Raw genomic sequence first — 23,286 nt, forward strand, 5'->3', positions numbered from 1 at the left:
GTGACAAATTGACGGCTGATGAACTTCAATCGTCTCGACATGTAAGGCGCAGCGGGTCAAACAAGGTCGATTGCTACCAATTAGCGGTTATCCCATGCCAGGCCAATTGCAGTGCGATGCCCCACATCACCAACCCGACCAGAACGTTGATAATCCGTTGTGCCGTCATGGTTTTCAGCCACGGTGCCAACCATGAGGCCAGCAATGCCAAGGCAAAGAACCAGACGACCGAAGCGCTGACCGCGCCAAAGGCAAACCAGGAGCGAATATCTGGCGTCAGTTGCCCTCCCAGGCTGCCAAGCACCACAAAGGTATCGAGGTACACGTGCGGGTTCAGCCAGGTAACGGCCAACATGGTCACCACAATGCGCCAGCGGTTTTGCTTCATCTCTTGCGCCGCTGCCAGCTCCAGATGTTGGCTAAACGCGGTGCGGAAAGCGCCCCAGCCGTACCACAGCAGGAAAGCGACGCCGCCCCAGGTCACCAGCGCCAATAATGTGGGCGAACTGCTGAGCAAGGCGCTACCGCCAAAAATACCGGCGCAAATCAGAACGATGTCGCTCAACGCGCACAGCGAGGCGGTCATCAGATGATAATGGCGGCGGATCCCCTGGTTCATCACAAACACGTTTTGTGGCCCAAGCGGCAGGATCATCGCGGCGCTCAAGGCAAAGCCTTGCAGATAGATGGCTAACATGGTGTTCCTTCTGGAAATATCAACGCCGGGAAAGCGGCGCGTGCTGTTCAACACGCGCATCATACGAAGCGAAAATTATTAGGGGAAATGGATATTTCTAATCGGACATCAGTAATGCTAATGTTCAATCGTTACGGCGATGATCGATCCACTCTTCAATCTGGATCGGGAAGACGTCCGGTGCCTTTCTTAACATCCGCCGTACCAGATCCAGCACGGTATGTTGCGACAGCGCCTCTTCCATACGTTGCTGGGCAATATTCATCACCTGACGCACGCCACAGATACCTTCACAGGCCCAGTCGGGCGCAGGTGCATCAAACACGGCCAAGCGTTGGCGGATCTCTTTGCAATCGAAGATCGCCTTTTCACCATCGATGGCCGCAACGATATCCAGCACGGTGATCTGATCGGCCGGTTTGGCCAACCGGAAGCCGCCGCCTTTCCCCTCGGTGCTTTCAACCAGTTTAGCCTTGGAAAACTTGGTGAATATCTTGGCCAGGTAGTCATAAGGCACGCCCTGCAATTCGGCGATTTCGCGCACGCTCATCTCACGCCCTTCGCCTTTGCTATCGACCATACACATCAGGCTATGGATGCCATACTCCACCCCGGAACTGTAGAATGCCATGTTTTCTCCGCACGATTAACTCTGAGTTAAATAGTAATTTCTTCCCGTTACCGATGCAATGTCGACAGATGCTTACACTTAATAAAAATAAAATAATATAAAATTCAAACAATTGAATAAATTCTGCCGACGATTGAAGGTAAAAGGCTTGATGATCTTAACTGCGATCAATATAGTCGTAGTTAAAGATTGAACCCATGTGCAAATGAAACAACAGCGGAGTGACAGCATGAAACAACAAATACTGATCCTGGGTGCCGGTTTTGCAGGGATGTGGGCAGCATTGAGCGCCGCACGATTAACCGATCTCCACGGTCGTGACAATATCGAGATCACCGTGCTGGCGCCTCAGCCAGAGCTGCGTATTCGCCCCCGTTTCTATGAGGCCGGGGTGGAAAACTACGCCGCTCCGCTGTTGCCATTATTCGCGGTAACCGGGGTAAAATTCATCGCCGGGGCTGCCAGTGAGATTGATAGCGCCAGCCAGCAGGTTTGGTACCACAACGAGCAGGACCAGCTGACTGCCGTACGTTACGATCGCCTGATCATGGCAACCGGTAGCCGCCTCGCCCCTGCCCTGCCAGGAGCACAGCAGTACGCCTTCGACGTCGATCAAATGGAGAGTGCAGCCCGTCTGGAGCGGCATCTTGCTGCATTGGCAGAGCAGCCTGAGAGCGCCGCGCGTAATACCGTCATCGTTTGTGGCGGCGGCTTTACCGGCATTGAGCTGGCCACCGAATTGCCTGCACGCTTACGGGCCATCCTCGGTGACTCTGCTGCAATTCGCGTGATTATCGTCGATCGCAGCCCGGTAGCAGGCGGCCGTTACAGCGAGCAGTTGCGCGACGTGATTAGCCAAGCCTCGGAAGAATTGGGCGTGGAATGGCGACTGAATAGTGAGATTAAGGCCATTGACGAGAATGGGCTGACGCTGAAAAACGGCGAACATATCGCCTCCAGCACGGTGATTTTAACCTTGGGCGTACAAGCCAGCCCGTTAACCCGGCAAATCCTGGGTGAGCGCGATCCGCAAGGCAGGCTGCACGTCGATCAGCAGTTAAGAGTGATTGGGCAAAACGCGGTTTATGCGACCGGTGATGTCGCCTATGCCCGCACTGACGATCAAGGCAATCACGCCCTGATGACCTGCCAGCACGCCATTATGTTAGGACGCTTTGTCGGCCATAACGTCGCCGCCGATCTGATCGGTATTGAACCCTTGCCCTACCGCCAGGTGAATTACGTTACCTGTCTGGATCTGGGGGCATGGGGTGCGGTCTACAGCGAAGGTTGGGATCAGGTGGTGAAACACACCCGGGAAGAAGGAAAGAAAATCAAAATCGCCATTACCAACGAACTGATCTATCCCCCGCAGGCAGAACGTGAAGTGGCCTTTGCCGCCGCCGATCCGTTAGCGCCGTTTGTTTGAGCCCTCACCCCAACCCTCTCCCACAGGGAGAGGGAGCTGTTAGGCCCTGCTCTTTTGGAAGTAAAGAGGTCATTTCAGCAAACTCGATCACCCACTCGACCACTCCCTAATCAAGGTACATCACCAAGTTTTCAAACCCACTCGATCGGTTCCCTCTCCCTGTGGGAGAGGGTTAGGGTGAGGGGCAGTTATTACTCCGGCTGTTCAGCCGCTTTGGCTACATGGCGGACATGCACATCCATCTGCGGGAACGGAATACCGATCTGGTGAGCATCCAACTGTCGCTTGAAGTTTTCCATCAGATCAAAGTACACGTTCCAGTATTCTGCGTTGGTAGTCCAGGAGCGGGTCACAAAGTTCAGTGAAGAAGGTGCCATTTCATTGAGGCGAACCGTCACGCCTTTATCGTGCATGATGCGCTTGTCTGCCGCGATCACGTCGCCCAACACTTTCTTCACCAGATCGATATCAGCGTCATAGGCCACACCGACCACGATATCCACGCGGCGGTTTGGCTCACGGGAATAGTTGATGATATTGCCCGCGATGATTTTACCATTCGGCACCACAATGGTTTTGTTATCTGAAGTACGCAGCGTGGTGGAGAAGATCTGCACCTGATCTACCGTACCAGAAACGCCACCCAGATCGACAAACTCCCCGGCCCGCAGCGGACGGAAAGCCACCAGCAGCACACCGGCCGCAAAGTTGGAAAGCGAACCTTGTAGTGCCAGCCCCACGGCCAGACCGGCGGCACCCAGAACGGCAATCACCGAGGTAGTCTGGACGCCCACACGCCCCAGCACAGCAATAAAGGTAAACGCCAGGATGCTGTAACGCGCCATCGCGGCCAGAAAATGCGCCACCGTGTCATCAATGCCACGTAGTTTCATCAATCGGGTAAGCGTATTACCGACGATACGCGCAATGATCGAACCAATAATGAAAATCACGATCGCGGCAACAATATTCACCGCATACTGGATCAACATATCCTGATGGTTGACTAACCAACTGCTGGCATTGTTAATACCTTCTACTACGTTAAGTTCTTCCATTCTGACGTCCTACTTGAAATCCCCTAAGGGAGAAATGAGCAAAATATACTGACGAAACAATATCAGTAAGAAAACCACCGGCTAAGGGTAACCAACATTTTAACGCCGTGCCAACTGCCACAGGAAAAAACCTGCGCCACCGAAAAAAGTCGCTAGAAAGCTCTTAGATACAGCGAAATATACAGCGGACTGCCAACGAGAGTTACTTTAACAAGGAGATGTTACGGCAATGCACAGAAATATCCTAAAAAAAATGCCAGTAACCTTAAGTCACCAGCATTCATATCACGCGAGCATAAGTAAGCCATGATACCGATACAGGCTACCATTATTCCGGTTGTTCGGGCGATTTCGCCATGTGGCGCACATGCACATCCATTTGCGGGTAGGGGATACCAATCTTGTGGGCATCTAACTGACGTTTGAAGTTTTCCATCAGGTCAAAATAGACATTCCAGTACTCGGCATTGGTGGTCCAGGAGCGAGTCACAAAATTCAGCGAGGACGGAGCCATTTCGTTTAAACGTACGGTGACTCCTTTGTCGTGTATGATGCGTTTATCGCCCGCAATCACGTCACCCAGCACTTTTTTCACTACATCAATATCGGCGTCATAAGCCACACCGACCACAATATCCACGCGGCGGTTGGGCTCACGGGAATAGTTGATGATATTGCCCGCGATGATTTTTCCATTGGGCACCATAATGGTTTTGTTATCGGAAGTACGCAGAGTGGTAGAGAAAATATGCACCTGATCGACCGTACCGGCTACACTTCCCAGATCGACATACTCACCTGCACGCATCGGGCGAAAGACCACTAGCACCACCCCTGCGGCAAAGTTGGACAATGACCCCTGTAGCGCCAAGCCAATCGCCAAACCAGCGGCCCCCAGTACCGCAATCAATGAGGTGGTCTGCACTCCCACACGCCCTAATACGGCAATGAAGGTGAAAACCAGAATGCAGTAACGCACCATTGCTGCCAAGAAGCCAGAAACGGTAGCATCAATACCGCGCAGCCTCATTACACGAGTGAGCATATTGCTGACAGCACGGGCTATGATCGAACCAATAATGAAAATAACAAGCGCAGTAACGATGTTAACCGCATAACGAATCAACAGATCCTGATGATCTATCAACCAACTGCTGGCATGATTAATGCCTTCTACAACGTTGAGATCTTCCATTCATGTATTCCTACTTTATTTCCCCCAAATAGCGGGAATAGTCGAAATAAACTGACACTTAATGCCAGTCAGGAAACCGCAGCTTAAGAGTATGCAACATTTCAGCCCGACGCCAATCGTCATAGTAAAAACCTCCCTTGATATAACCAGATAGCAATTCCCATTAATAATTGAGCACCGCAGACGTGCGTAAAATCACCCTGCTGCAATCGGTGATCTCTTTTGTCTTCAATATCTTGATCCTGGGGCTGTCGATTAACGTCGGGGCGGGGTTATTGAGGTAGGACGAACATGGTCGCCGACAAATTCAGCAACACTGCCACATTGTCACCAAATAAGAAAAGGCTCCCGAGGGAGCCTTTTAGCGTCAATCTGAACGGAGGGACGATATTACAGCACGTCTACCGCGTTCAGTTCTTTGAATGCCAGTTCCAGACGGGTGATCATGGAAGACTGGGCAGCACGAGTCCATACGCGTGGATCGTAGTATTTCTTGTTCGGCTTGTCGGCACCTTCTGGGTTACCCAGCTGGCCCTGCAGATAGCCTTCGTTCTTTTTGTAGTAGTTCAGGATACCTTCCCATGTTGCCCACTGGGTGTCGGTATCGATGTTCATTTTCACTACGCCGTAGCTGACCGCTTCTTTGATTTCTGCTGCGGTAGAACCTGAACCACCATGGAACACGAAGTTCAACGCATTGTGCGGCAGGTTGTGTTTCTTGGAAACATAGTCCTGAGAATCACGCAGAATGGTTGGGGTCAGTTTCACGTTGCCTGGCTTGTAAACACCGTGTACGTTGCCGAAAGAGGCAGCGATGGTGAAGCGCGGGCTGATAGCGTTCAGTTTTTCGTACGCGTAATCAACGTCTTGCGGCTGAGTGTACAGGGAGGAAGCGTCCATGTGGCTGTTGTCTACGCCATCTTCTTCACCGCCGGTGCAACCCAGTTCGATTTCCAGGGTCATACCGATCTTCGCCATGCGGGTCAGATACTTGCTGCAAATTTCGATGTTTTCTTCCAGTGACTCTTCAGACAGGTCGATCATGTGTGAAGAGAACAGTGGCTTACCGGTCGCCGCGAAGTGCTTCTCACCCGCGTCCAACAGGCCATCTAACCATGGCAGCAGTTTCTTCGCGCAGTGGTCGGTATGCAGGATCACTGGCACGCCGTAATGTTCAGCCATCTGATGCACATGGTGTGCGCCAGAGATGGCACCCAGGATCGCAGCACCTTGTGGCACATCAGTTTTGATACCTTTACCCGCGATAAAGCCGGCACCGCCGTTAGAGAACTGAACGATCACTGGAGCACGCACTTTGGCCGCTGTTTCCAGCACTGCGTTGATGGAGTCGGTACCCACGCAGTTTACCGCTGGCAGCGCAAAGTTGTTCTCTTTGGCAACTGCGAAGACTTTCTGCACGTCATCACCTGTGATGACACCTGGTTTTACGAAATCAAAAATTTTAGACATTAGACGTTGTCCTGTTTCGTTGGCCGTATACCCGTCGTCTTGCAAGCTACAACCTGCAAGCTAGTGGTAGCGATGGATAAATAGCGATTTTTTATCCCCCACAGCTAGGCTGGGGGCATAAACAAACGGGCGGCTTGCGCCCCCCGTTATCTGAATTACTGCTTAGCGCGCTCTTGCAACATTACTACGGCTGGCAGTGGTTTCCCTTCAACGAATTCCAGGAAGGCGCCGCCGCCGGTAGAGATGTAGGAGATTTTGTCAGCGATACCGAACAGATCGATAGCTGCCAGTGTGTCGCCGCCGCCTGCAATGGAGAAGGCTTCGCTATCTGCGATAGCGCGTGCAACGATTTCGGTGCCCCGACGGAAGTTAGGGAACTCGAATACGCCAACCGGGCCATTCCACAGAATGGTTTTGGCGTTCTTCAGGATAACGGCCAGACGCTCGGCAGAGACGTCGCCCATATCCAGAATTTGCTCGTTGTCTTTGATCTCGTTGGCCTGCTTCACCGTGGCCACAGCGGTTTCAGAAAACTCGGTCGCAACGCGTACGTCGGTTGGCACCGGAATATCGCAGGTTTCCAACAGCTTTTGCGCGTTCGGGATCAGATCGGGTTCGTACAGGGACTGCCCCACATTATTCCCTTGCGCCGCCACGAAGGTGTTAGCAATGCCGCCACCAACGATCAGCTGATCGGCGATCTTGGACAGAGAATCCAGCACGGTCAGTTTGGTAGAAACTTTAGAACCACCAACGATAGCCACCATTGGGCGAGCCGGGTTACCCAGCGCCTTGCCCAGGGCTTCCAGTTCCGCAGACAGCAGCGGGCCTGCACAGGCAACCGGAGCAAACTTGCCCACGCCATGTGTAGAAGCCTGCGCACGGTGTGCAGTACCAAAGGCGTCCATCACATACACGTCGCACAGCGCAGCATATTTCTTGGACAGCACTTCGTCGTCTTTCTTCTCGCCTTTGTTGAAGCGAACGTTTTCCAGAACAACCAGTTCACCTTCTGCAACGTCAACGCCTTCCAGATAATCCTTCGCCAGACGGACTGGGGATTTCAGATGATCTTTCAGGTAGTTGACTACTGGCAGCAGGGAGAATTCTTCGTTGTACTCGCCTTCGGTAGGGCGACCCAGGTGGGAAGTTACCATCACGCGGGCGCCTTGTTTCAGCGCAGCTTCGATAGTCGGCAGGGAAGCACGGATACGCGCATCGGAAGTCACTTTACCGTCTTTCACTGGTACGTTCAGATCGGAACGGATCAGAACGCGTTTACCCGCCAGATCCAGATCGGACATCTTAATTACAGACATTGGTGAACCCTCTTTGTTGATTCTCTATAAAATTGCCTGAGCGACGCATCAACACCACGTTGATAGCGCCTTACTAGAAACCGCTTGCGGCCATTGCCCGTGTTGTATCCAACATCCGGTTGGCAAAGCCCCATTCGTTGTCACACCAGACCAAGGTCTTGATCAGGTGCTGTCCACTGACCCGGGTTTGCGTACCATCAACGATGGCGCTGTGCGGGTCATGGTTAAAATCAATCGAGACTAATGGTAGTTCTGTGTAGTCAACTATACCACGAAATGATCCCTGTGCCGCCTTTTGCAACAGCTGGTTTACCTCTGTGACCAACACCTTCGAGCTCACGCTGACGCTAAGATCGATGGCCGTTACGTTGATCGTCGGCACCCGCACGGAGATCGCTTCAAAACGATCGCAAAACTGCGGGAAGATGCGCGTAATGCCTGCCGCCAGCTTGGTGTCGACTGGAATAATCGACTGGCTCGCCGCACGGGTACGCCGCAAATCCTGATGATAGGCGTCTATCACCGGCTGATCGTTCATTGAGGAGTGGATGGTGGTTACCGTGCCGGACTCAATGCTGTAGGCATCGTCCAGCAGCTTGATAATCGGAATAATACAGTTGGTGGTACAGGAGGCATTGGACACGATGCGATGCTCGCCACGCAATGTTTGGTGGTTAACCCCAAACACGATGGTCGCATCCAGATCGTTACCGCCCGGATGGGCAAACAGCACCTTTTTTGCCCCAGCCGCCAGATGAGCTTCCCCATCGGCCCTGCTGCCGTACACACCGCTGCAATCCAGCACCACATCCACACCCAGTTCCCCCCAGGGCAACTGGGCCAGCTCGGGTTGATGTAACAGCCGGATGCTGTCATCCCCCACGCTCAGCACGTCACATTCCTGGCGCACATCCCAGGCAAAGCGACCGTGGCTGGAATCATATTTCAGCAGGTGGGCCATCCCCTCGGCATCTGCCAGTTCGTTGATGGCGACGACAGAAATTTCGGCGCGTCGTCCCGATTCGTACAGTGCGCGTAAAACGCTGCGACCGATACGGCCAAAGCCGTTTATCGCTATGCGGATGGTCATGCTACTCCCTGAAAAAGGGCGCTCCCTGGCGGTGGTGTTCCGCTTGTAAGGATGGCGCAGACTGATTATCTCGCCTAGAGTACTTTAGCGTACCGCCTGCTGTGAATCGCTGCTTTGCATTATTCGTCAAACCTCGTTGCTCATCGCAACCACTCACTCGGCGTTTCCATTGACCGCAGTGATAACTGAAACGCTTCAGCCGAGCATAAACCAAAGTTTTGCCAAAAGGAACAGGTGCAATGCGATGCCTGTCATGTCGGAGGGACTTTGCGAAAATAAAATGATCTAGCGCACATTTTTACCCTCCGCTCCCGCTAGCCGAATTGAGTTCGAATGCGCAAATGACTTGCCGGTGACGCCAACTCCACCATAATAGACCCAGCGTTTGTGGGTGAAGCAGTTTACTTACTGTTGTCTTGCGGCTGACAACAGGGATAACCAGCAACATCTTGAATACTGGTAAATATAAATACCAACCTTTATACCCTATGGATTTCGAGTCGCAGCCAGGCACCAAGCTCACTCATCCCCAGGAGCTTACTTTTGTAAGTGACTGGGGTGACAAATCTGTCAGGAACAGATTTGAACGCTGTACACAGCGGCCCCGAAGGGGTGAGGCCTACGGATGGGCCAAATAACGATGTGCAGGTAACAACGCTGCGGCTTGAAAGACGACGGGTATAATTTACAAGGAGCCAAAATGAGTGAAATCAAAGTCGTCGCGCTGATTAAAGCCATGCCAGAACACCGTGCTGCGGTAGATAAAGCGGTACGCGCCATGGTCGCCCCGAGCCGTTCCGAGCCGGGTTGCATCCAATATGATTTGCATGAAGAGCAGGGCCATCCGGGCGCTTTCGTCTTTATCGAGCGCTGGACTTCTGAGCAGGCGCTGAAAGAGCATATGGCAATGTCTTACCACGATGCCTTCCTGGCCGAATTGGAAGGGAAGCTGGTCAGTCTGGAAGTGAAAAAACTGACTCAGTTGTAATCGTATCGATGAGGGGCGCTGCCTGATGCGCCCCTTTACGTTGCCTCACCCTCTATTCATAAGACAGCGTGTAATGCAATAAACGCGCAAAATTCCCTGGCTGAACCGTACCGGTTTTTACCATATAGGCAGAATAGAGCAGCACGTTATCCCCCCCCTGGATCTTCTGCCCGCCAGAATTTTGGCCGAAATTCAGTCGATTGCCTGCACCATCGAGCAGGCTTAGTCCCACCCCGCTAACGCCATCAACCGGGATCACTGTCCCACTCGCCCCCCTGCCGGTTTTATCAAACATGGTTTTGACTACTTTATCTGTGGTATTGCAACCATACAAACGGATAGTGAAAGGCACCGGGGTAGATTGCCCTTTGCTATCCAACTCTGCCGTAGAAATCTCCCCCAGATAAACTGTCTGGTTATCATCACCCACCACAATATTACAGGTGGCAATGGTGATACGCCCCTTAAACACCGTTTTGCTGCTTGCCACTACCTCTGCCCTCGCCATATTAACCAATGACACAACAAGCAGTAATAAGTAAATCAGCTTGTTCATTATCCACTCCAAATAACGGGAAACCAGCCGGCTCCCCGTTAGCAATCAAGGCATCTTGACCTCAAAGGTCAATATCTGGCTGTAATCGCCACCCATGATTTTTTTCAGATCGTTGGTGGTAGCCGCTATCTCAGCACGTATCCTTTTAGTTTCGCTAACACTGGAGATATTGGCGATAAAAGCCGGATAGGTATGATTAAATTGCAGATAACTTCCTTTACCCAGATCAAAAAGTTTCAAACCAATCCCTTGAGGCGAGCCGCTGGAATGATTAATCCCCCAGAAGGTACTGTTAATGGAATACCCTCCCTCAGTCTTAATGGTGCCAGGCAGATTATAGGTGCTGCCGAGACAGGTCTGCGACTGCACCGGCCCTTTGGTGACGGTGAGGGTAAAGTCTTCCATCCTCACCCTGTTGCGGCTCAAGTCATCAGACGATATCGGCTGAAATTCAACCACGCCCGGAGTAATAACGGTTAAGGTACACTGCGGGACAGGCGGCTTAATCGCTCCCGACCCACCGTTACCGCTAGACGGATTGCACCCCCCCAGATTCGAAAACTCAAGCCCACAGATAGTCGGAATAGAGGTGCTAAAAACTGTAAAACTTGCGCTTGGATCGCTAGAGCTTGTATGTACCCAGACATCACCTAAACTATTAATATTATCAAAGTGAGGTATGACTCTTCCATCAACTCTGCTCTTGATCGGTTGAACGCTAAACGTGAACGTCATCTTCTTGCTATACTGCGGCCGCCCCTCAGTCAGGCTATAGCAATCAGTCTTACAAGGTGCCAAAGTTCCATCCGACCAACTTCTGGTTAACTGAGACGGATTCTCCAGACCGGATAAGGATAGCGAACCCGCACCTGTAATACGCATTGTAAAATTGCGGAAAAATGTCGGTTTATAGTTGTAGTTTTGCCAAAATGAAAACCTGATTGGTCCGGTTTTATCTCCCACATTAAGACAGGTTACGGTGGCGGATGCCGTTACCGTATAAGTACGGTTAGGTATAATCCAATAGGAGCGATAACTACAGTTTTCCCCATTTTTGTCACAGTCGTACTTTTCAGATTTTTCCTGTATCACTGGCTCTATAACATCATTGAGGGTACTACCGGGCTTGATAAACCTGCCACTGAGTTCTCCCCAGTCGCAGACCATCATATCCCCAATCAAATCATCAGCCAATGCCGTTTTGGCAAAGCAGCAAAGCGCCAACGCGATGACTGCCGACAGATATTTTCTCTTACGTTGCAAGATTGAAGAGCCAGATCTCTTTACCGCTTCCATCATGATTGATCCCGCACACAGGCTGTTGCCGTACAGCTGTAATTCAGTGGCTGATAGGCACCATAGTCATTGATATATTTGAGTACGATTTTCTGCGCTTGTGGCTTGACGCCAGGCAGAGTGACTTCACCTTTTGGCCGCAGCGTTACCGCTTCATCATCTGCCAACAAGGTCTTTTTCCCCACCATCACCTCTGGCAAAATGACAAAAAACGGCGTCGGATTCACCAGTTTCAGCCCCTGATTGCCAGGTTCCAGGCGGATCTGTTCCTGCCAGATTTTCTCGGCCAATGGCTTCAGGGAAGCGGGACGATAAAAAGTTTTCACCTTGATACGCAGCGCCAGTTGAATGGCATTGGCCTTATCCGACTTGGGCGGGATCTCTTGCAATACAAAGTAAAACAGCGATTCCCGATCCTGTGGCAGACGTGCGGCGTCCGCCAATGGCGTTACGCGTATCTGCACGGTACTGTCTTTTTCTACCCGTTGTAATGGTGGCAGCGAGGTCAGCGGCGAACTGATTTTCTCGCCGGCTTCATTTTCCATCCAGGCCTGAGCCAGATAGGGCAAGGTTTTACTGTGATTGATCACGTTCACTGGAGACGACTTTTCATCGCCCAACAAAATAACCCGGGTCCGGTCGATAGAAATCGCCGCCTGTGCCGAAGCAACAAACAAAATAAGTAGCCCGCTGGCCAAGCCAACGGAAAGTGATTTACGCATCATTGTGAAATTCCTTGAGAGGATGAATCAATACGGCAAACAACCGGTAGAGCAGAAGATAAGGAGAGCCCCTGGCTTGGAAGTTGGAACTGGCAACGCTGGCCATCGTTGGTCAGCACGCTGAGATGGGCCTGCCCCCCAACACCCGAAATATAGGTTTCACCATTTTCACCGACCACACCGACCTGACGTCTCTCCTGGATTTCTTCCACTGAGCTGCCAAAAGGAATGGCTCGGCCTTGCGGGTCAGTCAATTTAATCAATGCCTTGATACCACGATAAACATTGAGCTTGCGGTAACCAATAGCTCCCTCAGTCAATACCATCTGAATATTGGGATTAGTGCTCTCAACATCATCAGGTAACAGGTTGGTGTCGATACTGTAGTTGGTGCGATAATAGTCAGGTACGTTGTTGATCACCGCAATGCCGCTGGTATTGGTTGGCATCGCGTTGTTATTACCCCGGCCACCAACATAAACGCCCTCAATCCCCCCGGTATCAACCATCAGGCGGGTATTACCAGCATAACCATCACGGTGTGCGGCAATACCGTACTCGGTAGCAGTAATGCCGGATTTAATACTACCACCCAGATAGTAATCATCGCTGCTCATGGAGGTATTGAGCGTCGCAGTATAGGCATCACGGTTCATATTCAGGTTACCATTCAGATTACTGTTGCTGAACGAACCCGACGAGTTACTACCGATTGACCATGCATTGCGAGGGTCTGAATTATTGGTGTAAGTGGCACTAGGTGAAAGGTTGCCATTGTTTAGCCGCATCGCAGTACTGAGATAAGATTGTGAATTTAACGGTATGCTCAAACTAAAATACACGGTGTTGTTATTCTTTTGCGCCTGCGAAATAAAGCTGGTTTTATATTCTGTACGGTTAATTGAAACATAGGCGTTAACATTTTTCAGGCTACCGAAATCAAAGGATTTTGAGACACTCAGGCCATAGCTGTTGCTATCAGAGACATCCTGCCAATAGGTTTGGCGATTATAAATGGCATTAATCGATAACCCCAAATCACGGAAGTTCTTACTGGCAACCAGGTTATAACTTTCTTTATTGGTAGAGGTGAAATCAGGCGATACCTTCATCGCCACAAAGTTGTCTAACGACAGATAGTTCTTCTCCGAGAAACGGTAACCGGCAAAAGTTATCTGACTATCGATACTGTCGAATACCTTAGAATAGTTAAAACGGTAACTCTCTCCCTTCAGGGTTTGATGTTCCAATTGAGAACTAGAGTGCGTCACATCGACGGACATTGCCCCCAGGGTATTCATGTCATAGCCAATACCCCCGTTGAAGGCATAATACTTCTCATCCGTTAACACTGCGCCACCAAACACCGATCCACCGGAGAATACCCCCACAGAAGCCTCACCGATAGCCAGTAACGGTTTGATTGAACCGTTGCTCTGGTTCATTTGGCCGACCATGGCCTTGTAGCGAATATGACCTGGGCGGGTCAGGAAAGGCACGTTCGAGGTTTCTATGGTAGAAACCCGTTCTTCACCGTTCTCCTCACGGATAGTCATTTTTAGCTGACCAGAAGCCGCGTCAGTGAGATCCTGGATCACAAACTCACCGGGAGGAACCATCTTTTCATAGATAATGCTGTCACCACGGGTCACGGTAACTCGGGCATTACTGTTAGCTACCCCGGTCAATTGCGGGGCATAACCACGTAGCGCCTGGGGTAACATGCGGTCATCGCTGGCGATCGCCACACCACTGTAATTGATCGAATCAAAAACATCGGATTGCAGGTAGTTTTTACCGATCGTCAGATTCGCCCCTGCCTCTTTAAGCGCACGAGCTACATAAGCTGTGGTGGTGGTGAGCTGGCGTTGATCGTTGCCATAACCACTGCTGTACAGTGACGCCTGGTAGTTACTACGTAAACGCCAGCCATGATAATTCGCGCCAAGGGTGCCATAACTGGAAAACGCACTATTGCTGGTATTACGACCTTGGTACTTATTGCCGCTCAACGTGTAGTCAAGCAATATACCGGGAACACCATCATCCCACTGTGCGGGGGGTGTCCAATCTGGATCGCTGTATTTGAGCAACGCCTGGGGAATACTCACCAACAGCTCACTCTTGGCACGATCGATACGAGCAGTGATCCCTTTATAATCCGCAATCAATAGGCAATTCGCTTTGCCAGGCGCAGCACGTTTTATCAGTTCTGCCAATGGCGTTTCTTTAAAGCCGAATTGTTCTACGGTTTGGGGAGTAAAACAGATCTGGCTCTTGCCATCCAGAGTGATGATGTTAAAGTTATCACTGGTGATAACCCGATCGTTGACTTTTAAAGTCAGGGGATAAATCCCTTCAGGAATATAATCAGGGCGATAAAAGTTACTCAGATTAATATTGTTATTATCACGCAACTCAAGTGCTCTGGTTTCAAACTCAATATTATCACCATCGGCTCTGGCCGAGTCCACAGCGATGAGGCAAAGAATAACGGTAGAAATAAATGAGTATTTCTTCTTATCATCCATAATTAAATTAACCCATTAAGGCAACAACGTGGAGCGGGGCCTGTCAGTAAATGCCCTCTCTAAATAGGAAACAGTACCAAATTACCTTTCTCTGAGGTAATTTGGTACTGAGGTACTACTCTAAAGCGTTATGGATTAGAGATAAGTCAGAGAAAAGTTAGTCATCGCATCGTAGGTACCAGCAACAATATCCTGCCCGTCCAACGCCACAACCTGAGCGGAGAATTGCAGGGTGTTATCCCCAGAACGCAGGCTGTAGTTGTCTGAGGTAGCACCGATTTTCACGTGCTTATTGGCCGCATCCAACAGGCGAATTGCCACACCTTTTGCATCACCGCTTACGCCCAGGAAGCCATTGGCAGCCCCGACAGACATACCGTCAAAGCGTACATTAACTTTACTTTCTGCCGTTGCAGCAGGATCAAAGTTGCAGCCAACCAGTTTGATTTTGAACTCTTTCGGCGCGCTGTAACCCACGGTCTTCAACTGTGCATCGGCAATTTGGCCCAGATTGATGCTCTGGTTGTCACCATCCAGGCCAGGAGCCAATCCGCAAGGCGCTTTGATAACAGAACCTTTAAACATGATTTCACCGTTCCCTTGAGAACCCGGAGGAACATCAGCGAAGGCGTAACCTGATAACATTGCAGTTGCCAGCGTGGTCAGAGCGAGTGTGCGAAGTTTCATTTTCATTGTATAAATTCCTTGAGAAGTTTTCCTATACTATAGTTGCCGCCGCTCTTGAATATCGCATTACCTAATACGTTGAGGGCATAACCTAACGGCTGATGTATCTCTGTCGGCGACCCGATAAATACTATGGATAAATCTCACAAGCAGCAAATTAATCTAAAGAAAACAAGAATGTTAGATTTTAAATCTAAAAAAACAACCACATTAACATTAAAAACCAAGTTAAGACAAATAAGAACCACCGGATAACATTTATAACTTACTCAGAATCAACAGAATCATTAGTGAAAAATTAATTCTTAATTCGCACTTGACTCGCTATGTACACTTAACTTAGATTTCTTGGAAATTTAAAAATCAAGATTATTCCTAATAAAATAATCATCTCAAAAACAGCAGTCAGGGCGTTGATTACCAAATGAAATACACCATAAACTTAATCGTTGTCTTCGATCCAGAGCATCGAACACTCGCGTTAAATAATAACAATCAGACGGCGATTGAACTCTCAAAACCCTCTTGCCGCGTGCTTAATGAATTTATCAAAAAAAGTGGGGATAACTTATCACGTGACTCGTTATTGAAAAATGCGTGGGAGGATTATGGTTTTCCCCCTTCTAACGCCAGCTTGAACAACTGCATCAGTGACTTGAGGAAATCTTTTGTTAGCCTGGGGATAGAGAAACCCATTATTATAACCCTGCCTAGAGTAGGGTTTAGAATGGAGGCAGATATTCATCCGACTCCAAAACAAGAGGTCGATGCCAAGATAAAAAAAGTGGGGCCGGTGGCGGCGAAACCTGAGAAAGTGGTGACACTTAAACAGGAAGAAACCGTTAGTCCTTTCCCACTGGTCATGCCAAAAAAATTGACAAAAAAAACCATGGGGATGCCTATTCTGGCTCTGATGGCCGTATTGGGTATCATGGGCCTGGCTTTACTTCTTTGGCCACCAGCAATTCCGTTCAAGTTGATTGGCTACTATAAACAATGTGATATTTATTCCATCAGAAAAGACCCCGTCCCCGGCTCAGAGTTCAGGGCAAAAAAGATATTGGAGTCAGAAAAACTGGATTGCGACCTAGTCAGGCAAGATATCTTTTATACTGAAGAACGCCCCGATAACGAACTATTGAAGATAACTTTTCTGGCCGCCTGTCTAAAAGACCCGACTGAAGGCGATTATCAGCATTGCAAAACATTTAAAACCGTTGAGTAAACTTAAATGAAAAAAAATATTAGCGCAACGTTACTCCTTACCGTCCTACTGATGTGCCTGTGGTACTTCAACGTTCATCATAAAGGTAGAAAACCTTTCCGCTGCGATACTCAGCAAGTATCGTTGCAGGTTAAAGCGAAAAGTAATATTGTGCTTAAGGCAAGTGCTACCATCATTTTTTCTTCATCACAATCCGGTATGTTTTACATCAGCGGTTCGATCAAAGAAAATGACACCCGCTATCTGCTGGATCGCAACATCTCCTTCTCCACCACGCCATCAGAGATAAAAAGTGGTAACAATGTCCAATTCACTCATGAACAAGTTCATCCCGCCGATAACACGCCGGACTACATCTGGCGAAAATATGTCATGCCGGAGGTTGAACTCGTTGATATTTACACGGAAGTTGTCCCTTTACTCCACAACGCATTATTAATTCGTGGGTTTAGCAACCCGTTCCTGGTCTGCATAAAGCAAGACTAACACGGTCTATTAATCCCGCTATTGGCTTGCTACCATGCTTTAGTGGCAAATGGCATAGTATAAAAGCCTAATGCTATGCCATGAAAAACCACACTAATCCAACAACCACCTCATAAAGATTAAACCCTCAAAATTAAAAACCAACATAATGAGGTTAAGCGAGTTAATTTGGAATATTAAAGGTTTTTGTATAACATGTTATCTGAAAAGTTATCTACCATAACTAACGCATTGCATTTATAGCACCCCAAACGATCTTCGCGGTAGTTGCTGAAATAGACACAACACTAAATGGAATTTGACCATGAAGAACAAGGTATCCATCTCATTAAACGATCACAATAGTTACTTCTTAGCAGGTCTGCAGTACGCACTGATTGAATACTTTACCGATATACGCACACAGGTTGATTTTTCTAGCGGTTACTCCAGCGATAAGCCAGACATCATTTTTCAGGCGCTGTATCAGGGTGAAAGAACCGACATCTGTCGGCGCTTTCCTGCTGACGCACCTCAACCGCTCTATTTTGTGATACGTGATAAAACTGAAAGGCAGTTTACTCCACCCATCCACTGTATCGCGAAGAGTAATACGCTATACCGTAACCAAAGCATCGACGACATGCTGGGGATGGTAAAAATGGCCATGCAGCCCCGCTCCCTATCTCAAGAAAAGGCGCCCTATTGCCCAGCCTGCCATCGGCAAAGCCTGACCGAACGAGAATGCCAGGTTCTGTATTATCTGCGGCATGGGATAAGCCAGTCGCAGACGGCGAGTATTCTGCAACTGAAAGTTAAAACTGTGCACTCACATAAACGCTCAGCAATGCAGAAACTGAACTTCACCCGCAATAGTGAATTGATCCACTGGCTGCTGCATGATGGTTTAGCTTCACTCTAGGGAAATATGATAAAGAGCGGAGTACGGAGTAAACCATACTGGTATGGTGGAATCGATTGGAATTGGATACCGCGTCCGTAATGGGACGTGGTCAGGCATCAGGTTAATACTTGGGAAAATCCACAGATGTTCAATTGGGAGGCAAAGGACGAAAAAGAGAGACTAGGATCAGAACGCTTAAATCGGACTGAGTTCCCTCTGGTGATCGACTATTTGGAACAGCTATTTAAGGATAGCACTGTTCTGCTATCCCGACCTTGACTAGGGTTTTAGCAGGCACCTGAATGTAATCCAAACGTCTTTTATAACAAACCTACAGATTGTCATTGATAAGTAAAGTCGAGCTGCATGGCTCCCCTGATTTGGCCTGCACCCATTTGGCCTGTGCTGTACAACCTGCTGACCAGAGAGAGGGTCGCAGTCTTACTGGTATTATCCACGGTCAGGGTGACCCGGCTGCCTGGCCCTAGGGTTTGCTGAGTATTGCCATCCGCAATTTGTATCCCGACGTAGGGAGCCGAACCCAAATTGGCATAAAGTGGCACGCCATCTGGCCCTGAGGTCGCGACCCCCGTCAGTAACACGGTCGCTTGGCGCGTGGTTATCGGGCACTGGGTGAGTAAGACCGAGAAAGGCTGCCATTCTCCCACGCTGCCCGCAACCAAAAAGTCACGGCTGCGGCCTTGACCAAAATCTATGGTCTGATTGGCACTGTCAGTGTCAACAACGCAAGGGCTAGCCATCACGTTGCCACTGATAGTGAGATTTGAATCCTCTGCCAAACATCCCCAACCCGACAGTCCAGATACAAGTAATAGGCCAAGGGTACTCAGTTTCATTTTACAGTCCTTTTATCACCAACCTGTGCTTTACTGCCAGGCATTATCTATAGGTAAAGGTGGCCAAAACAGTGCCCTCGATACTCCCCGGCATCACACTGCCTTTAGCCGAATAGGCACGTGTTTTCAGGGTGAAAACGGCCTGCTTGGTGGTGGCATTCACCGCGACGGATGATTTTTTTCCATTGCCGAGATTGGTCCCTGCGTTGTCCGTAAGTTCAATAGAAAGATTGGTTGCCTCGCCGGTATTCTTATAGCGTGTTGCATCCTGGGGATCTTGGGTGCCGGACAGGGTCATATCAACATTGGTAGTTGATGCGGGGCAACTGGCTAACGTAATCGAAAAGGTTTTCCAGGGGCTGTATGAACCCGCGGTACTCAAAGCGGTCGCCTGAATATCACCCAATTTAATATTCATGACCGAGTTGGTCGCATCAACAACGCAAGGCGAGGCAATGACATTGCCGGTAATATTAATGGTGCTGTTATCCGTAGCCATCACCAACGGGCTGGCAAGCAAATATAAGCTGGTCAGCACCATTCTTGATTTTGATAGCTTCATTAATCCTCACAAACTATTCTATTAACGTTGATTTAAAGGTAAGTAATATTCAGTGTTGCCGTTGCATTGGCGGAACCCGGTAAAACATTATTCAGGGTTTGATAATAACGCGCTTTAAAAGGGAAGGTCTCAATACCACCGGCAGTGGTTTTCAACAACAGGCGAGTGCCAATGTTTAGGGGCGTATTGTTATACAAAATTTGCGCACCTACACCTTTTGCTACCCCCGCACTCCCGGCGCCGGTTAATGCCAGCACGCTGGTATTGGCAGTATCCGTGTTTTGTGTCCCGTTCATGGTCACATTGACTTTGGTACCTGGGGCACAATTGAGCCCCAGGTTAAAATCAACGTTACCCGTTGTAGAACCGACCCCGGTAAAGGCGGTGGCATAGACATTGCCCAGCGGGGCTGCCACCGTCGGCGTGGTCAGTGAACAGGCCAGAACCGTCACACTCATTCCGGTAATATTGACCGGGACTTCGGGTGTGGCCCAATCGCCCGCATGACCAAGGATCAGTGACCCGACTTTTTGGGTAAGAACGCCTGACGACATTTCCCCTATTTTATAAAAAGCGACCACCGCGCCGCCTGTCGCTTTCCTAAATACGCCATTTATGCTCGAAAATGCCGCCTGGTTCACATTGCCGTCTATTTTATCACCACGCCCAACCCAGCCACTTCCAGAGCCTCCGGCTCTTGACAGCCCTGCCAACTGTATCCCCAGCCCGGGAATATTGGTTTTATAGATACGGATCCCGCCGCCAGCCGTCATTCCGGAATAGACTGTCGTCGCCTTGACGCCTAAAACTTGCCACCCCGTGGGGTAGGTATTCCCCGCCGGGCAGCTGAATAACAGCGTGACAGGAGAGGCAAACTCCGACGCAACCAACCGGGCACCGACGGGCACATCGCGCTGAACAACCAGCGTCGGTGCATTGATCGTGACACCGGTAGATTCGGTGTTACAACCGGAGTAAGACCAGGAGTGAGTGCAGTATAAAAACAACAGCCCCCCCATCATCTTGACGGTATTCTTCATTTCTTGAGTTCCTTTATAAGCAGCGGCCATTCATTATCTGAATGCCGGTGGCCGTTATATCCTGAGGTTTTTGCCTGTCTAATTGATAGCTGACCTGACATTGACTATCACCACCTTTACCCCATTGCACCCCTAGTTTGCCGCTCTCGGCCAAACCGGTCAGATAAACCTGACCACGGTCTCCGACGATAAAGCCGTTTTCACCAGGGTTGGTGGCGTCGCTGACCGTGGCACCAAACGGCACCGGTTCGCCATTGACACGGAACAGCGTCATCAAGACCCGCTGACCAATCTTGGTCTGATAGTGGGCAACCACCACCGCTCCGCGCGTCGGGGTGACCGTTTGGCTGGTGAGCTCCAGCTCAACATCATCAGGCAGCGAGGTGGTATCCAGACTGATGGCATTATTGCGATAAGGGCTGATATACGGCACCACCGCATAACCGCGACTATCGGTTTTCACGCCACGGTTATTATTGATATCGATGCCTTTTGCTCCCGGTGCCTTAACCAACGCGACCGTTTCACCCAGCGACTGGGATAGTGTTACGCCTCCTGCGTGAGCAATGACACCGCCCGCAACGCCATAGTTGATGCGCTGCTGATGACTGTCATAGCTATAGCCGCCATTAATCTGGCCGCTACCGCCCTCGTAGCTGGCCGTCAGATTGCCATTACCCCGGCCGCCCTGCGTGGCATATCCCTGATTGACTCCCCAACTCAGGGTGTTATTGGCCAATGCCGTGCCGCTGAGACCGACGTTATGCGTGGTCGCGCGCCCTTTGGTATTACTCATGGCGTAATTCGCCCAGGTGTTACCCATCCAGCGATTGAGCGGGATATTAACGTTCAGCGCCAATACCCTGTCGGTGGTTTCACTGCGTGTGCCATTACTGCTGGCCGCATTTTTATTCTGGCTGTAGTTGATGCCATAGCTCACCCCTTGCCAATTGTTGCTATAGCCGACACTCAGGGATTGCGTCTTCTGGCCATTGTCCCAATACCCTTCATCAATCAGGCTCAATGAAAGGGAGCCTGCTGACTCCCCCAGGCTTTGGCCGATAACCATCTCCGCACGGCTGCGTTTATGCTGTTCGCCGAGCGGAGAGATATGGCTGCTGTAGGTATCCAGTGTTTCCTGCAAGGTATAGAACCCTCGTGTGGAGTAGCGGTATCCGGCCAGACTAAAGTTGGTGCCGGTTTCAACAAAACTCTTGCCGTAACGAAAACGCCATGATTGGCCACTGCGGGTGCTGTCATCGGATAAGATTGACTGCGCCTCGGTAATATCCAGTGAGATGGCTCCGATACGGCCCATGTTCTTACCTATACCGCCAGCAACCGACAGGTAATGCGCTGCGCCCTGCACACCTCCGTAGACCGTCAGCCCCCAGGGCAGGCCATAAATAGCGGTCCCCTGCGCAAACGCCGTCTCATCCACGCTGCTGTCTGAAGAACGGTAGTGACCGCCTGTCAGGCTGTACTTCAAGGCACCTTCACGCTGCAACACAGGTACAGAGGCAAATGGCACAATAAAATTTTGCTCACCGCCATCGGCTTCGCTGACCGTTACGGCCAAATCGCCGCTGCCGGAGGTAGAATACAGGTCATTAATTTCAAATGCCCCGGGTGAGACATAGCTTTGGTAAATGGCATAGCCATTTTGCCGCACGGTAACCTGAGCGTTGCTTTTGGCAATGCCACGCACGACGGGTGAATAACCTTTCATGCTGTCCGGCAGCATCTCCTCGTCCGAAACCAACTGACCACCGCGGAACGGCACGCTGTCAAACACTTCGCTGGGAGAGGCACTGTCACCTAGTGTGAGTTGGCTACGCAGGGCAACAATGTCACGTTGCAAATACGTGTTGATGGAGCTCCATTTGTCGCTACCTTCATTGTCTCGAGCCCAGGTTGAGTAGTTGCGTAACCGCCAGGGGCCGATATTCAATCCACTGCGCAAATTTAAAAAGTAACTGTTGTTGCTGTTAGCATCGCCATGGGTTGCCCGGCTGTTAGAACCGCTAAAACTGTAGTTAGCCAACAAGGCGTGAATACCCTGGTCCCACTGTTCTGGTGGCACATATCCGCGCGCATGCCGGGCCAGCGCGGCCTGTGGAATGCTGAAGTTAAGCTGCTGTTGACCAAAGCGAAACTCTGTCGAGGCCTGAGGAATTGCCGCTGATATGTCGGAGCAACCTTCCTTGGCCAACCCTGGGAATGCCGCCACCTTGACACCCAACTGTTCCAGCTCCCCCTGATTAAGGCAAGGCTGCAGGCTTTGGTTGCCACTGGCATCTTTCACCAAGGTAAAGTCCACTTCACGGGTTTCAATGAATTGGTTATTCAGCAAGATATCGACACGGTATTTTCCCGGCGCCTGGGTATTACTGTCTTCAAAGACAGATAAATCAGCTCTGGCTTGAGGTGCGTTACCCAGTTCTAACAAGACGGGGTCAAAATATTCCCGAGCCTGAACGCACCCCATATCCGTCATCAGTAACCCTAACTGACAAAGGATCAAATAACTTAGCCGCGTCAAATGAACGCAGTGCCGGGTTCTG

21 protein-coding genes and 1 pseudogene are annotated in these 23,286 nt (G+C 50.2%); 6 read left to right on the top strand and 16 right to left on the bottom strand.

All coding sequences use genetic code 11. The features are described 5' to 3' along the window. Positions 1-73: 73 nt before the first annotated feature. A complete protein-coding gene (argO, locus tag ABIE29_RS03045) occupies positions 74-697 on the bottom strand; it encodes an arginine exporter ArgO (RefSeq protein ID WP_429616784.1) in 624 nt (207 codons plus the stop codon). A 124-nt stretch (positions 698-821) separates the two neighbouring features. Continuing rightward, positions 822-1,328, bottom strand: coding sequence for an RrF2 family transcriptional regulator (locus ABIE29_RS03050; protein WP_261461075.1), 507 nt, complete (start codon positions 1,326-1,328; stop codon positions 822-824). Between the two features lie 229 nt (positions 1,329-1,557). On the opposite strand from ABIE29_RS03050, the gene ABIE29_RS03055 reads away from it, so the two are divergent. After that, positions 1,558-2,757 carry an NAD(P)/FAD-dependent oxidoreductase gene (locus ABIE29_RS03055; protein ID WP_429616785.1) on the top strand — a complete coding sequence of 400 codons (1,200 nt, stop codon included), beginning with the start codon at positions 1,558-1,560 and terminating at the stop codon, positions 2,755-2,757. Positions 2,758-2,948: 191 nt separating this feature from the next. On the opposite strand, the gene mscS (ABIE29_RS03060) is transcribed toward ABIE29_RS03055, so the two are convergent. Together mscS (ABIE29_RS03060) and mscS (ABIE29_RS03065) are read right to left on the bottom strand one after the other, a co-directional pair. Then, positions 2,949-3,815 (bottom strand): small-conductance mechanosensitive channel MscS, encoded by an 867-nt coding sequence (gene mscS / locus ABIE29_RS03060; protein ID WP_429616786.1) that lies wholly within the window; start codon positions 3,813-3,815, stop codon positions 2,949-2,951. A gap of 328 nt (positions 3,816-4,143) precedes the next feature. Beyond that, complete coding sequence (gene mscS, locus ABIE29_RS03065; RefSeq protein ID WP_429616787.1) at positions 4,144-5,010, bottom strand: small-conductance mechanosensitive channel MscS; 867 nt, start codon at positions 5,008-5,010, stop codon at positions 4,144-4,146. Positions 5,011-5,180: 170 nt separating this feature from the next. Here mscS (ABIE29_RS03065) and ABIE29_RS03070 point away from each other — a divergent pair. After that, a pseudogene (locus ABIE29_RS03070) lies at positions 5,181-5,294 on the top strand (DUF1345 domain-containing protein); the annotation flags it as partial. A 106-nt stretch (positions 5,295-5,400) separates the two neighbouring features. Here ABIE29_RS03070 and fbaA read toward each other — a convergent pair. The 3 genes from fbaA to epd all read right to left on the bottom strand — a co-directional run bounded on the left by fbaA (position 5,401) and on the right by epd (position 8,889). Then, complete coding sequence (gene fbaA, locus ABIE29_RS03075) at positions 5,401-6,480, bottom strand: class II fructose-bisphosphate aldolase (protein ID WP_411751915.1); 1,080 nt, start codon at positions 6,478-6,480, stop codon at positions 5,401-5,403. 155 nt (positions 6,481-6,635) lie between these two features. After that, positions 6,636-7,799, bottom strand: a complete 1,164-nt coding sequence (pgk, locus tag ABIE29_RS03080) for a phosphoglycerate kinase (protein ID WP_429616788.1) — start codon at positions 7,797-7,799, stop codon at positions 6,636-6,638. Positions 7,800-7,872: 73 nt separating this feature from the next. After that, complete coding sequence (epd, locus tag ABIE29_RS03085; protein WP_429616789.1) at positions 7,873-8,889, bottom strand: erythrose-4-phosphate dehydrogenase; 1,017 nt, start codon at positions 8,887-8,889, stop codon at positions 7,873-7,875. A gap of 700 nt (positions 8,890-9,589) precedes the next feature. Between epd and ABIE29_RS03090 the strand changes: the two genes are divergently transcribed. Beyond that, positions 9,590-9,877, top strand: coding sequence for a putative quinol monooxygenase (locus tag ABIE29_RS03090; protein ID WP_021806219.1), 288 nt, complete (start codon positions 9,590-9,592; stop codon positions 9,875-9,877). A gap of 52 nt (positions 9,878-9,929) precedes the next feature. Here the strand turns inward: ABIE29_RS03090 and ABIE29_RS03095 are convergent, their stop codons facing one another. The 5 genes from ABIE29_RS03095 to ABIE29_RS03115 all read right to left on the bottom strand — a co-directional run bounded on the left by ABIE29_RS03095 (position 9,930) and on the right by ABIE29_RS03115 (position 15,675). Further along, on the bottom strand, positions 9,930-10,433 hold the full coding sequence (locus tag ABIE29_RS03095; RefSeq protein WP_429616790.1) for a fimbrial protein: 504 nt from the start codon (positions 10,431-10,433) through the stop codon (positions 9,930-9,932). A gap of 45 nt (positions 10,434-10,478) precedes the next feature. Next, positions 10,479-11,732 carry a hypothetical protein gene (locus ABIE29_RS03100; RefSeq protein ID WP_429616791.1) on the bottom strand — a complete coding sequence of 418 codons (1,254 nt, stop codon included), beginning with the start codon at positions 11,730-11,732 and terminating at the stop codon, positions 10,479-10,481. Next, complete coding sequence (locus ABIE29_RS03105) at positions 11,729-12,454, bottom strand: fimbrial biogenesis chaperone (RefSeq protein WP_429616792.1); 726 nt, start codon at positions 12,452-12,454, stop codon at positions 11,729-11,731. The genes ABIE29_RS03100 and ABIE29_RS03105 overlap by 4 nt, the downstream gene beginning before the upstream one ends. After that, on the bottom strand, positions 12,451-14,982 hold the full coding sequence (locus ABIE29_RS03110) for a fimbria/pilus outer membrane usher protein (protein ID WP_429616793.1): 2,532 nt from the start codon (positions 14,980-14,982) through the stop codon (positions 12,451-12,453). The genes ABIE29_RS03105 and ABIE29_RS03110 overlap by 4 nt, the downstream gene beginning before the upstream one ends. A 135-nt stretch (positions 14,983-15,117) precedes the next feature. Next, positions 15,118-15,675 (bottom strand): fimbrial protein, encoded by a 558-nt coding sequence (locus ABIE29_RS03115; protein WP_429616794.1) that lies wholly within the window; start codon positions 15,673-15,675, stop codon positions 15,118-15,120. A gap of 418 nt (positions 15,676-16,093) precedes the next feature. On the opposite strand from ABIE29_RS03115, the gene ABIE29_RS03120 reads away from it, so the two are divergent. The 3 genes from ABIE29_RS03120 (at position 16,094) to ABIE29_RS03130 (ending at position 18,281) form a co-directional block, all read left to right on the top strand. Beyond that, the gene (locus tag ABIE29_RS03120) at positions 16,094-16,894 is read left to right on the top strand and encodes a winged helix-turn-helix domain-containing protein (protein WP_429616795.1); all 801 of its coding nucleotides are present in this window, start codon (positions 16,094-16,096) and stop codon (positions 16,892-16,894) included. Between the two features lie 6 nt (positions 16,895-16,900). Continuing rightward, entirely contained in the window at positions 16,901-17,380 is a 480-nt protein-coding gene (locus ABIE29_RS03125; RefSeq protein ID WP_429616796.1) for a hypothetical protein, read from the top strand. A 304-nt stretch (positions 17,381-17,684) separates the two neighbouring features. After that, entirely contained in the window at positions 17,685-18,281 is a 597-nt protein-coding gene (locus tag ABIE29_RS03130; RefSeq protein WP_429616797.1) for a helix-turn-helix transcriptional regulator, read from the top strand. Positions 18,282-18,604: 323 nt separating this feature from the next. Here the strand turns inward: ABIE29_RS03130 and ABIE29_RS03135 are convergent, their stop codons facing one another. From ABIE29_RS03135 to ABIE29_RS03150, 4 genes are all read right to left on the bottom strand, one after another. Then, positions 18,605-19,063 carry a fimbrial protein gene (locus tag ABIE29_RS03135; protein ID WP_429616798.1) on the bottom strand — a complete coding sequence of 153 codons (459 nt, stop codon included), beginning with the start codon at positions 19,061-19,063 and terminating at the stop codon, positions 18,605-18,607. A 100-nt stretch (positions 19,064-19,163) separates the two neighbouring features. Next, a complete protein-coding gene (locus ABIE29_RS03140; RefSeq protein ID WP_429616799.1) occupies positions 19,164-19,682 on the bottom strand; it encodes a fimbrial protein in 519 nt (172 codons plus the stop codon). Positions 19,683-19,714: 32 nt separating this feature from the next. Further along, positions 19,715-20,722, bottom strand: a complete 1,008-nt coding sequence (locus ABIE29_RS03145) for a fimbrial protein (protein WP_429616800.1) — start codon at positions 20,720-20,722, stop codon at positions 19,715-19,717. 13 nt (positions 20,723-20,735) lie between these two features. Continuing rightward, entirely contained in the window at positions 20,736-23,219 is a 2,484-nt protein-coding gene (locus tag ABIE29_RS03150; RefSeq protein ID WP_429616801.1) for a fimbria/pilus outer membrane usher protein, read from the bottom strand. Positions 23,220-23,286: the final 67 nt, after the last annotated feature.

Source organism: Serratia sp. 2723 (assembly GCF_050434425.1).
Lineage (GTDB): Bacteria > Pseudomonadota > Gammaproteobacteria > Enterobacterales > Enterobacteriaceae > Chania.